Source organism: Streptomyces sp. NBC_01017 (genome assembly GCF_045162795.1).
GTDB classification, from domain to species: domain Bacteria; phylum Actinomycetota; class Actinomycetes; order Streptomycetales; family Streptomycetaceae; genus Streptomyces; species Streptomyces machairae.
Map to the genome: position 1 here is coordinate 2722630 of NZ_CP108683.1, position 10650 is coordinate 2733279.

At 72.8% G+C, this 10650-nt stretch carries 10 protein-coding genes and 1 riboswitch; of the genes, 1 reads left to right on the top strand and 9 read right to left on the bottom strand.

The annotated features are described in order from the left end of the window. Positions 1-19 precede the first annotated feature (19 nt). The 3 genes from OG331_RS12640 to OG331_RS12650 all read right to left on the bottom strand — a co-directional run bounded on the left by OG331_RS12640 (position 20) and on the right by OG331_RS12650 (position 3538). On the bottom strand, positions 20-880 hold the full coding sequence (locus OG331_RS12640) for a sugar phosphate isomerase/epimerase family protein (protein ID WP_406195184.1): 861 nt from the start codon (positions 878-880) through the stop codon (positions 20-22). A 32-nt stretch (positions 881-912) separates the two neighbouring features. Then, a complete protein-coding gene (locus OG331_RS12645) occupies positions 913-1989 on the bottom strand; it encodes an SCO3242 family prenyltransferase (RefSeq protein ID WP_406195187.1) in 1077 nt (358 codons plus the stop codon). A 136-nt stretch (positions 1990-2125) separates the two neighbouring features. Beyond that, positions 2126-3538 carry a phytoene desaturase family protein gene (locus OG331_RS12650; protein WP_406195189.1) on the bottom strand — a complete coding sequence of 471 codons (1413 nt, stop codon included), beginning with the start codon at positions 3536-3538 and terminating at the stop codon, positions 2126-2128. Positions 3539-3635: 97 nt separating this feature from the next. Here OG331_RS12650 and OG331_RS12655 point away from each other — a divergent pair, with 97 nt between their 5' ends. Continuing rightward, positions 3636-4241: a hypothetical protein gene (locus tag OG331_RS12655; protein WP_406195191.1), complete on the top strand. Its 606-nt coding sequence runs from the start codon at positions 3636-3638 to the stop codon at positions 4239-4241. Here the strand turns inward: OG331_RS12655 and OG331_RS12660 are convergent. From OG331_RS12660 to OG331_RS12685, 6 genes are all read right to left on the bottom strand, one after another. Further along, on the bottom strand, positions 4177-5022 hold the full coding sequence (locus tag OG331_RS12660) for an inositol monophosphatase family protein (protein ID WP_406195194.1): 846 nt from the start codon (positions 5020-5022) through the stop codon (positions 4177-4179). The two genes, OG331_RS12655 and OG331_RS12660, sit on opposite strands and share 65 nt — an antisense overlap. 93 nt (positions 5023-5115) lie before the next feature. After that, a complete protein-coding gene (locus tag OG331_RS12665) occupies positions 5116-6942 on the bottom strand; it encodes a gamma-glutamyltransferase family protein (protein WP_406195196.1) in 1827 nt (608 codons plus the stop codon). A gap of 129 nt (positions 6943-7071) precedes the next feature. Beyond that, complete coding sequence (locus tag OG331_RS12670; protein WP_406195198.1) at positions 7072-7431, bottom strand: (2Fe-2S) ferredoxin domain-containing protein; 360 nt, start codon at positions 7429-7431, stop codon at positions 7072-7074. 1 nt (position 7432) lies between these two features. After that, entirely contained in the window at positions 7433-8215 is a 783-nt protein-coding gene (locus OG331_RS12675) for an ABC transporter ATP-binding protein (protein WP_406195200.1), read from the bottom strand. After that, entirely contained in the window at positions 8212-9231 is a 1020-nt protein-coding gene (locus OG331_RS12680; protein ID WP_406195203.1) for a FecCD family ABC transporter permease, read from the bottom strand. Before OG331_RS12680 ends, OG331_RS12675 begins: the two co-directional genes overlap by 4 nt. Then, the gene (locus OG331_RS12685; RefSeq protein ID WP_406195205.1) at positions 9228-10289 is read right to left on the bottom strand and encodes an ABC transporter substrate-binding protein; all 1062 of its coding nucleotides are present in this window, start codon (positions 10287-10289) and stop codon (positions 9228-9230) included. The genes OG331_RS12680 and OG331_RS12685 overlap by 4 nt, the downstream gene beginning before the upstream one ends. Before the next feature lie 59 nt (positions 10290-10348). After that, positions 10349-10530, bottom strand: a riboswitch (cobalamin riboswitch). Positions 10531-10650: the final 120 nt, after the last annotated feature.

Here is a 10650-nt window from a genome sequence, read left to right on the forward strand (position 1 = left end):
GGAAGAGGTGGGGAGGGGGCTAGACGCGGGCGCCGGCACGTTCGGCCGCGCGCAGGAACTCGATCGAGCGGCGGGCGACGTCGGGCGCGTCGAGCGAGCCGCCCTGGATCTCCACGGAGACCGGACCACGGTGGTTCAGATCGCGCAGGGCATCCAGCACAGGCGGGAAGTCGATCTCGCCGGCGCCGAATTCGAGGTGCTGGTGGATGCCGCGCCGCATGTCCTCGATCTGCACGTTGCGCAGGATCGGTGCCGCCTGGTGCACGCAGTCGAGCACGGAACGCTCCTCCACACAGTGTGCGTGGCCGACGTCCAGGGTGATACCGAACAGCTCGTGCCCGCCGACCAGCCGAGCGAGTTGCAGACAGCGTTCGACGGTGTCGACGAACATGTACGGCTCCGGCTCGAAGGCCAGCGCCACCCCGTACTTCTCCGCCGACTCCAGCACGGTCTCGACACCGGCCGCGAGCCGCTTCCACGCGTCCCGCTCGGGCAGCCCGACGGGCGCCGGGCCGCTGCACAGATGGACGGTGGGCGAGCCGAGGTCGGCGGCGATCCGCAGGGCGCGGCGCAGCAGGTCGATCCTCGGCTCGGAGCCGTCCGACATCAGCGTGGGCAGGTGCTTGCCCCAGGGATCGAGGAAGTACGGCGCTCCGGTCTCCACCGTCACGTCCAGGCCGTGCCGCGCGAGCTGCCGCGCGAGGGCGGTGACCCGCCGGGGCAGATCGTCGGCGTACGGGTCGAGGTGACCGTGGTCGAGGGTGAGCGCGACGCCGTCGTAGCCGAGGTCGGCGAGGACGACGAGGACGTCGGTCAGCCGGTGGTGGGTGAAGCCGTTGGTGCCGTAGCCGAACTTGAGTGGGGTGGGGGGAGGTCTCATGGTGCGCGTTCCTCACACGGAGGTGGTGGGTCTCAGGTGGGGGATATGCGTCGGGCGAGCCGTCGCGCGAGGGGATGGACGACGCCGAGCGCGGCGGCCACGGCAGGCGCCCCGCCACGTGCGGTCAGCGCCGCCTGAAGGGGCATCAGCCCCATGATCCCGGCCCCGACGGCACGCCGTACGTTCTCGGCCGAGGGCTTTTGCACGGCACGGGCCTGGGCGGTGCCGTAGGTGCCGAGGTAGGCAAGAGCACCGGCGGCGGTGACGGCGATCCGGAACTTTCCGGAGGCGGCGGCGGTGAGGGCGGTGCGGACCATCTTGGAACGAGCGGCAACGGCAACGCCCTTCAGGGGCGCGGGGAACTGCGCGACCAGCCCCGACGGCGCGGCAGACGACACACAACTTTTCGCGGCACTCCCGGCTTCGCCTCGGACCACTGGAACGGCCGTGGCAATCGCAGTCACTGCCGACACAGCAAGAGTCCCGACAGGAACCCGCACCGGCGCCCCACCGACCTCGTGCCGACTGAGCGCCATCAACGTGCCGGTATGGACGCCGACCAGCCCGGCAGGCACGGCGGCACGACGAAGCGCGACGCCGACCGACTCCGCACCCGGCCCAGGCACAACCGCTCCCGCCAACACGTCCAGAACCCGAGCCCCCGCCATGGCGAAGCCCCCCGCCGGGGTCGACTTGAGCCTCAGGTCATACGCCCACACCAGCCCGGCCAAGGGCAGCGCGGCGCCCACACTGCGACGACCCCCCGCGGCGGCCGCAAGCCCCAGCCCCGCCGCGGTGAGCCCGCCGGCCACCGCGAGAGCCGTACGCCGAGGAACGCGACCCGACGGCACCGGCCGCTCGGGCCTCTCGACGGAGTCGACCGTGGCGTCGGCGTAGTCGTTGAGGGCCATGCCGGCCCAGTAGAGGCAGACGGAGGAACCGATCACGCCGAACGTACGGGCGCCCAGCGGGCGTCCGGCGGCGGTTGCACCCGCGATCACGTCACCGGGGACACTCAGCGCGGCCGGCGCCCTGACAAGCTGCGCGAGGTCGGCGAGGCGCACGGCAGACCGGGATCCGAAGCGGACAACCGCTTTCCGATCTTTCATGGCCGCACCCTACTCGGGGGCTGTTGGCCCTTCAGGTACCTACCGCCCGGTAAGAGAAGTGACAAAGAGAACACGGATTTCTCTTACGCGGGTCCCGAACTACCGGTAAAGGTAGGTCGTTTGAGTCGGCTCGGTCTCAGGGCTCCTGCCGCAGCCGCCGCCAGACCGCCTTGGCCGCGTTGTGCCCGGACATGCCGTGCACGCCGGGACCGGGCGGAGTGGCCGACGAGCAGATGAAGACCGCCGGGTGCGGGGTGCGGTAGGGGAAGAGCGACAGCTTGGGCCTGAGCAGGAGTTGGAGTCCGGAGGCCGCGCCGGAGCCGATGTCGCCGCCGATGTAGTTGGCGTTGCGGGCGACGAGTTCGGCCGGGCCCGCCGTCGCGCGGGCGAGGACGCGGTCGCGGAACCCCGGGGCGAAGCGCTCCAGTTGACGTTCGAGGGCGTCCGTGAGGTCTCCGGTCCAGCCGTTCGGCACGTGCCCGTACGCCCAGAAGACCTGCTTGCCCGCGGGGGCCCGGGTGGGGTCGACGACGCCGGGCTGCACCGTGATCATGAACGGCTTGCCGGGTGCCCGGCCCTCCCGGGACGCGGCGCGCAGCGCGGTGGCGATCTCCGCGCTGTTCGCGCCGATCTGCACCGTGCCCGCGCGGCGGGCGTCCGACGACGTCCACGGCACCGGGCCGTCCAGCGCGTAGTCGATCTTGAACACGCCGGGGCCGTAGCGGAAGCCCTCGTAGTAGCGGCCGAAGCCGGCGATGCGGGCCAGCGCGGTGGGCGAGGTGTCGAAGACGTACGCCCGCGCGGGCGGCAGATCGTCGAGCCGCTTGACCTCGTAGTCGGTGTGGACGGTGCCGCCGAGGTCCTTGAGATAGGCGGTGAGGGCGTCGGAGATGGACTGGGAGCCGCCGCGGGCCACGGGCCAGCCGCGGGCGTGCGCGGCGAGGGCGAAGACCAGGCCGATGGCGCCGGTGGCGAAGCCGCCCAGGGGCGCCATGACGTGCGCGACGAGGCCGGCGAACAGGGTCCTGGCCCGCTCGTCGCGGAAGCGCCGCATCAGCCACGTCGACGGCGGCAGCCCGACCAGGCCGAACCTGGCGAGCGTGACCGGGTCCCGGGGGAGCGCGGTGAGGGGCAGGGACATGAAGTCGCGGGCCAGGGTGTCCCACTTGCTCAGGAACGGATGCACCAGCCTGCGGTACGTGCCCGCGTCGCGCGGCCCGAAGGAGGCGGCGGTCTCGGCGACCGACCGGGCCAGCACGGCCGCGGTGCCGTCGGTGAAGGGGTGGGCCATGGGCAGCTCGGGGTGCAGCCACTCAAGGCCGTAGCGGTCGAGCGGCATGGTCCGGAACACGGGCGAGTTGACACCGAGGGGGTGCGCGGCGGAGCACGGGTCGTGCCGGAAGCCGGGGAGGGTCAGCTCCTCGGTGCGGGCTCCTCCGCCGACCGTGTCACGCGCCTCGAACACGGCCACGGAAAAGCCGCGACGGGCCAGCTCCACGGCAGCGGTCAGTCCGTTCGGCCCCGCACCCACCACGACCGCATCGAGCATCGACGGCACCTTCGGACTCCTTCGTCAGCCGATGGCCATTGAGGGTCAGGATATGCCGGGCCGCTGACAGCCTCAGGGCACGGGTAAAGTCCGCCGGGTGACGCGCCGCTTTCTCATCCACGTGCCCGAGGACGATGTCCGGCACTGGTTCGAGGTAGGGGCGACGGGCCGGGTGGTGCGGCAGATCTCGTTCCGGGGGCACGCCTCGCTGCCGGTGGTCGCCGTCGAGGCCGCCGAGCTCGCCATGGCCCGGCAGACGTGCGGGGACTGGGGCGTTCGGCTGTACGAGGTCGTGTACGGGGTGCCGGCGCGAGAACCGGTCGTGGAGCCGCCGGACGCACGGCCGGTGGACCGTCGGGAGTTCGATCTCGCGTGGGGCCGCGCCCGGTCCCACCGCCAGTGCGAGGTACGGCACGACAGCGGTCCCCTGCCCGTCGGCACGCGTCTGACCGGCACCTTCACCAGGTCACCCTGGGGGCCCGGGGTGACGGGCGTGTTCGTCGACGTGGGTCTGCCGGCCCTGGGCTTCGTGGACGCCGCGGTGCTCCTGGAAGCGGGGTGCCGGTGGCCCGAGGACGGCACACGCGCGCAGTTCGAGGTGGTCGACCTGCGTGTCGGCGGCCGCTCCCACCCGCAGGTCAGGCTCCGTCCGACAGCAATTCCACCACCCGCCGAGCCGTGGCCGCGTCCCGGGCCGTCGTGAACGGCAGCTCGTTGCCGCCCGTGATGCGGAACGGTTCGCCCGTGCGGGTCAGGTGGGCGCCGCCCGCCTCCTCGACGAGGAGGATGCCCGCCGCATGGTCCCAGGCGGCCTCCCAGCTGAACGCGGTCGCGTCCAACTCGCCCCGGGCGACGGCGAGATACTCCAGCCCCGCCGAACCGCAGGCGCGGGGCCGTACGCCCTCGGTCCACAGGCCGAGCAGCGCCTGCTTCTGCTCGTCGGTCGTGTAGTCCGGGTGGGACGTGGCCACCCGCAGGTCACGGCCGGGATCCGGCGCGCCGGACCGCAGTCGCTCGCCGTCCAGGAAGGCGCCCCTGCCCCTTGTCGCCGTGGCCAGTTGGTCGCGGGCCGGGGCGTAGGTCCAGGAGGCGAGCAGGACGCCGTGCCGGGCGAGCGCGACCAGGGTGCAGAAGCCGTCGTCCCCGTGCACGAACTGGCGGGTGCCGTCGACGGGGTCGACGATCCAGACCGGGGCGTCGCCGCATATCGCGTCGTACGACGCGGGGTTCGCGTGCACCGCCTCCTCGCCGACCACGACCGAGCCGGGCAGGAGTGCTCCGAGCGCCTCGGTGAGGTACTGCTCGGCGAGCCGGTCGGCGTCGGTCACCAGGTCGTGCGGTCCGTTCTTCTGGTCGACCTCGTGTGCGGCGAGCTGCCGGAAGCGGGGCATGATCTCGGCCGCGGCCGCCTTGCGGACCGCTTCTTCCACGTCTGCCGCGTGCTGTGCGAGAAACTCGTCGATGGTTTCGTTGTTTTCGATCACCCCTCCATGAGAGCACGTCCCACTGACAACCCCCGCCCGCCGGATGGACACCGGATGGCATCGCCGTGAACTCGTGGTGCCGATATCTGCAGGTCAGCGGCCGACCGCGTACCCCTGCATGCCCCGCGGATTCGCCGCCGCCGACAGGACGCCGGTCTCCGGGTCCCTCGCTACGGCGCACAGCCGGCCCTCCGACCAGTCGTCACCGATGGTCACCGCATGACCACGCCGCCGTAGCTCCTCCACCACCCCGGCGTCCATCCGGGACTCCACCGTGACGCTCCCCGGTCGCATGCCGCGCGGGTGGAAGGAGCCGGGGAAGCTGTCGTTGTGCCAGTTCGGGGCGTCGATCGCGCCTTGGAGGTCGAGGCCGCCGCGGACCGGGGCGCGCAGGGCGACCGCGAGGAGGAAGTGCAGCTGCCACTGGTCCTGCTGGTCCCCGCCGGGCGTGCCGAAGGCCATGACGGGCACGCCGTCGCGCAGGGCGATGGAGGGCGTGAGGGTGGTGCGGGGCCGCCGGCCCGGGGTCAGCGAGTTCGGCAGGCCCTCCTCCAGCCAGGTCATCTGCAGCCGGGTGCCGAGCGGGAAGCCCAGTTCGGGCACGACGGGGTTGGACTGGAGCCAGCCGCCGCTGGGCGTGGCCGCGATCATGTTGCCCCACCGGTCGACGATGTCGAGGTGGCAGGTGTCGCCGCGGGTGCCCCCGTCGGCGGAGGTCTCGGGCTCTCCCGGCACGGGCGAGGTCGGCCGCTTGGCGACGGTCGGTTCCCCGCCGCCCAGCGCGTCGAGGCCGGGCCCTTCGGCGGCCGCCACGCGCGCGTGCGCGCACAGCCGTGGGGCGAGGCCGCCCGGGCTGCCGGGCCGCAGCTCGTGGGAGGCCTTCTCGCCGACCAGTTCCCGCCGGTCCGCGTTGTACCGGTCGGACAGCAGCGCGGCGAGCGGTACGTCGGCCGCGTCGCCGTACCAGGCCTCCCGGTCGGCCATGGCCAGCTTGCAGCCCTCGATCAGCAGATGGACGTACTCGGCGGACCCGTACCGGGGCAGTTCGGGCGGGAGCAGCGCGAGCTGCTGGAGGAGGACCGGGCCCTGGCTCCAGGGGCCGGCCTTGCACACGGTCCAGCCGTTCCAGTCGTACGTCGCCGGTGCCTCGTAGGTCGCGGACCAGCCGGCGAGGTCGGCGGCCGTGAGCGTGCCGGAGTGCCGCTCGCCGCTGGTGTCCATCGTGGGGCGCCGGGCCTGCCGTACGAGGGCCTCGGCGATGAAACCGGAGCGCCACACCTCCCGCGCGGCCTCGATCTGCGCGACCCGGTCCCCGGCCCCGGCGATCTCGTCGAGCAGCCGCTTCCAGGTGGCGGCGAGGGCGGGATTGCGGAACAGCTCCCCGGGCCGGGGCGCCTTGCCGTCCCGCAGGTACACGGCGGCCGACGACGGCCACTGCGTCTCGAACAGTTCCCGCACGGTCTCTACGGTCTCGCCGACCCGCTCCACGGGCGCGTGCCCGTGTTCGGCGTACCCGATGGCGTACTTGAGCACGTCGGCGAGCGTCCTGGTGCCGTGGTCCCGCAGCAGAAGCATCCAGGCGTCGAACGCGCCGGGCACGGCGGCGGCGAGCGGTCCGGTCCCGGGTACGAGGTCCAGTCCGAGCCCCCGGTAGTGCGCGACGGTCGCCCCGGCGGGCGCCACGCCCTGCCCGCACACCACCCGCACCTCGCCGTCCGCCGGGGCGATCAGGATCGGCACCTCGCCGGCCGGGCCGTTGAGATGCGGCTCGACGACGTGCAGCACGAACGCACCCGCCACGGCGGCGTCATACGCGTTGCCGCCGCCCTCCAGCACGGCCATCGCCGACTGGGAGGCGAGCCAGTGGGTGGAGGACACCATGCCGAACGTGCCTTGGAGCGTGGGGCGGGTGGTGAACATCGGGTCTGACACCTCGCTGTCGCGCGGATCGGTCCATCCGATCTTCAGGGACTACCCGTTCGGGGTTCAACCTTCCGGCAGGGGCCGGTTCGGTGTGAGTGGTGAGTGGCCCGTGAGTGCTCGTCCGATTCATCGTGCGCGCCTGGGCGGAGTGAAGGTGTAGAGGTCGAGCACGTCGGGGCAGGGTGCGACGCCGGGGCCGCCTGCCCTGACCCAGGTGATGATGTCCTCGGTGGCGTCGGGATCGTTGACGAGGCCGAGCCAGACGGGGCGGGCTCCCGCGGCGCGGCCTGCGGCGGAGGGCTGGACGACGATCACATTGGCGTGTTCGCACACGCCGAGGCACTCGGAGATGCGTACGGGCGCGTTCTCGGCAAGTCGCGCGGTCTGCTGCGCGTGATCGACTCCGGGCACCTTCGGGGTCCCGCAGCAGCAGTCCCGGCACACCACGATCCGGCTGGGCACCGGCTGTTCTGAGGGTGTCCGCACGTCAGCACCGCCCCACGGGGCCGGCCGGGCGCAGGAAGCGGATCACCGGGTGGCCGGGGTCGTCGGTGACCTCGGCATGGACGCCGTAGACCTGCTCGATGAGCGCCGGTTTCAGGACTTCGGCCGGGGTGCCCTCGGCGACCGCGCGGCCTGCGCGCAGCACGAGCAGGCGGTCGCAGTACATCGCGGCGAGGTTGAGGTCGTGCAGGGCGATCACGGTGGTGACCGGGAGGCTCGCGACGAGGGCCAGCAGGTCGAGTTGGTGCTGGATGTCGAGGTGGTTGGTGGGTTCGTCGAGCAGGAGCTCGCGGGGTTCCTGGGCGAGGGCGCGGGCGATCTGGGTGCGTTGGCGTTCGCCGCCGGAGAGGGTGTGCCAGGACTGGGCGGCCCGGTCGGTGAGGCCGGTGCGGGCGAGGGCCGCGGTGACGGCCTCGGCGTCGGCGGCCGTCGGTGGCGTCCAGGCACGGCGGTGCGGGATGCGGCCGAGGGCGACGACGTCGCGGACGGTCAGTTCGGTCTGGGTGTGGGCGTGCTGTTCGACGGTGGCGACACGCCGGGCGGTGGCGCGGCGGCCGACCTCGGGCAGCGGGCGTCCGTCCAGGGTGACGACCCCGGCGGTGGGGGCGAGGACCCCGGCGAGGAGTCTCAACAGGGTCGACTTGCCGGAGCCGTTGGGGCCGAGCAGGCCGACGGTCTCGCCGGGAGTCAGGGTGAGCGTGACGCCGTCGACGACGACCTTGTCGGCGAGGCGCCGTACGACACGGTCCGTGCGCAGGCTGGTCATGCCGCCGTCCTCCGTCCTCGGTAGAGCACGGCGATGAAGGCCGGTACGCCGATGAGGGACGTGACGACGCCCACGGGGACCTCCTGGGGGTCGAGGACGGTGCGGGCGGCGGTGTCCACCCACACGAGGAAGACGGCTCCGGTCAGTGCCGTGACCGGCAGCAGACGGGCGTGGCCGGAGCCGGTGAGGGCCCGGGTGGCGTGCGGCAGGACCAGGCCGACGAAGCCGATCGCGCCGGCGCAGCTGACCAGGGCGGCGGTGAGCAGCGCGGTCGCGCAGAGCAGGACCAGCCGGGTGCGCGCGACGCGGACGCCGAGTCCGGCGGCGGCGTCGTCCCCGAAGGCGAAGGCGTCCAGGGTGCGGGCGTGCCCGAGGCAGAGGGCGAGGACCACGGCCAGTACGGCGGTGCACAGCAGGACCTGTCCCCAGTCGGCGCCGGTGAGCGAGCCCAGCAGCCAGAACAGCACGCCCCGGGTGGTCTCGGCGTCGGCGGAGGTCAGCACGATGAACGAGGTCAGCGCGGAGAACAGCTGCATGGCCGCGACCCCGGACAGCACGACCCGGTCCGTGCTGCCGCCGAGGACGTGGCTGAGCAGCAGCACCATGGCGAAGGAGAGCAGCGCGCCGAGGAAGGCGCCCGCCGACAGCGAGAGCACTCCCCCGCCGACCCCCAGCACGACCACGGCGACCGCTCCCGTGGACGCACCGGAGGACACGCCGAGGACGAACGGATCGGCCAGCGGATTGCGCAGCAGCGACTGCATGACCGCCCCGCACACGGCGAGCCCGGCCCCGCACACCGCGGCGAGCAGCGTGCGCGGCATGCGCAGGTTCCACACGATGCCGTCCCGCAGCGGCGCCAACGTGCCCTCGCCGAGGCCGAGATGGGCGGCCACGGACGCCCACACGTCCGCCGTGGAGATGTCGGCCGGCCCGATCGTCACGGCGACGGCGACCGACGCGAGCAGCGCCGCCGCCAGGCCGCCGAGGGCCGGCAGCGGCGTACGGACGCTCACCTGGCGGATCCTGCGGGCCCGGCGAGCCCGAAGTCGCGCAGGCCCGCGGCGACCTTCTCGATCCCTTCGACCGTGCGGACGGACGGGTTCATCGCCTGCCCGCTGAGCAGGACGTACCGCTTCTTCCTCACGGCGGTCAGATTGCGGGTGGCGGGGTTGGTCTCCAGGAAGCGGATCTTGGCCTCGGCGGTCTCCGCGGTCTGCTGCTTGCGCGTGAGGTCGCCGATCACGAGGACGTCGGGGTCGCGGTCGGCGACGGTCTCCCAGCCGATCTGGGGCCACTCGTCGTGGGTGTCGGAGAAGGCGTTCCGCGCGCCGACGGCGCGGGTGATGGCACCCGGCGCGCCGCAGCAGCCGGCGAGGTAGGGCGACTGGGAGTTGGCGAACCAGTACATGAGGGTGACATCGGAGACGTCCAGCTGGGCGGTGGACTTGCGCACCCGCTCCTTCAGCTCGGCGACGAGCTTCTCGCCGCGGTCGGCGACGCCGAACGCGCGGGCCAGGTCGCGTATCTCGCCGTACACGGTGTCGAGGGTGAGCGGGGTGGAGCGCGAGCCGTCGCCGCCGCTGTCGTTGTCCTTGCCCGCCGAGCAGTCGGAGGGCGAGACGTAGGTGGGCACGCCCAGCTTCTCGAACTGCTCGCGGGTGGCGACGCCGCCCTTGCCGAGGGTGGAGACGAAGGAGGCGGTGACGAAGTCGGGTTCGGCGTCCAGGACCTTCTCGAAGGAGGGCGCGTTGTCCGCGAGCCGCGGCACGGAGGCGTTCGCCTTGTCCAGGCCCTTCATCACCGGGTCGGTCCAGGTCGCCGTGCCGGCCACCCGGTCGGCGAGGCCGAGGGCGAGCAGGATCTCCGTGGTGCCCTGGTTGAGGGACACGGCCCGCTTCGGGGGCGACTTCAGGGTGACTTTGTGGCCGCAGTTGTCGAGGGTGAGGGGGTAGCCCGCGGCGGCGGACTTCCCGGTGTCCTCGGCGCTGCCGCTTCCCGAGCCGCCGCACGCGGTGAGCAGGAGGGCGGGCGCGAGCAGCAGGGCAGCGGGACGGAGGGCAGATCGGTACACAGGCGTGCCTCGGTTGTCGGGGCTCGTACGCGGAGCCTGGCCTACGGACGTCCTCCGCGCGCGGGCGTGGAGGTGCCAGCAGGTCTTCGGACTCGGGTTCGTCCCGACGGGGCGCCTTCCCGGTCTCCCAGTGGCGTGCGTCTGTGCCCCGCCGGTCCCCCTCACCGCTGCGCGTCAGTTCCGGATTCGCACCGGATTCCCTGGCCTCGGGTGTGGCTCGACTGGCTCTCGGAGGCTATCAAGCCCAGCTTGCGGCCGGGTCGTTCGTTCGGGTGTCCGGCGGCCCGACAGGGTGCGGAGACCCAGGTCACAACCTGGAAGAGGGCAAGGTCACAGCCGTGCCCTCTGCTGCTCCTTTGAT

Bases quoted from the DNA above. Each gene is read 5' to 3' on its own strand.
- OG331_RS12640 (WP_406195184.1), bottom strand. From the start codon at position 880: ATGAGACCTCCCCCCACCCCACTCAAGTTCGGCTACGGCACCAACGGC.
- OG331_RS12665 (WP_406195196.1), bottom strand. From the start codon at position 6,942: ATGTTCACCACCCGCCCCACGCTCCAAGGCACGTTCGGCATGGTGTCC.
- OG331_RS12675 (WP_406195200.1), bottom strand. From the start codon at position 8,215: ATGACCAGCCTGCGCACGGACCGTGTCGTACGGCGCCTCGCCGACAAG.
- OG331_RS12645 (WP_406195187.1), bottom strand. From the start codon at position 1,989: ATGAAAGATCGGAAAGCGGTTGTCCGCTTCGGATCCCGGTCTGCCGTG.
- OG331_RS12650 (WP_406195189.1), bottom strand. From the start codon at position 3,538: ATGCTCGATGCGGTCGTGGTGGGTGCGGGGCCGAACGGACTGACCGCT.